Annotated in this window: 1 protein-coding gene; it reads left to right on the top strand. The window is 69.6% G+C overall.

The window, feature by feature from the left end; translation table 11 throughout:
* Positions 1 to 23: 23 nt before the first annotated feature.
* Positions 24 to 767, top strand: a 744-nt coding sequence (locus ACTWPT_RS60145; RefSeq protein WP_443186504.1) for a hypothetical protein, incomplete at its 3' end; no start/stop codon positions are given.

Raw genomic sequence — 767 nt, 5'->3', positions numbered from 1 at the left:
TCGGGCTGTTTGCGCATGACGTGGTGCGGGAGCTGCTGGAGGCGGACCTGCGGTGGCGGGATCCGGAGGGGTATGCGGTGATGCACGACCGCATTCACGCGCATCTGGCGCAGAAGGTGCGCACGGCCAGCGATGCGGACGTGCCCGGCACGGTGGCGGCACTGCTCTACCTGCATCGCGGCAACGGTGCGCCGGCCGATGTCCACCGCCGCCACGAGGAGGGCGAGTTCCAGGAAGAGGTGCTGCGGGCCGAGGACGTCGGCACGTTGCTCCGGGTGGCGACGACAGCGGAGGGCACGGCGTCCGCGGGCTGCGCCGCCTTCTGGGCGGAACGTCAACTGCAGGCGTTCCGGTTGTATCGACGGACCGAAACCGGCGAGCCCGTGGCGTTCTCCGCGTGGCTGCGTCTGGCGGAACTCGATGAGCAGGAGCTGGCCGCCGACCCGATCGTGGCCGCGGCGTGGGCGCATGCGCGTGCCACCACGCCGTTGCGCGCCGGGGAACATTTGGCGCTCAGCCGGCTCTGGGCGCTGCCGCCGTATCGCGGACATTCGCCGGTGATGGAGGTGATCCAGTGGCGGATGATCGGCAATTGTCTGCGGTCCGAGCGGATGGCCTGGTCCTACATCGCGGTACGGCGTCCGAACCAAGCCTGGGTGGAGCGTTTACGGCGGTACGGGATGCGTGACATCTGCGAGCAGCCGCGGCTGGGAGATGACGCGTACACCCTGTTCGTTCATGACTGGCGCGCGGTGCCGGCGCAAGCG

Source organism: Nonomuraea sp. 3N208 (genome assembly GCF_052245935.1).
In the GTDB taxonomy this organism is placed as follows: Bacteria; Actinomycetota; Actinomycetes; order Streptosporangiales; family Streptosporangiaceae; genus Nonomuraea.
Note: the sequence above shows the minus strand (reverse complement) of the source record. Positions and strands in the feature narration are given on the sequence as shown.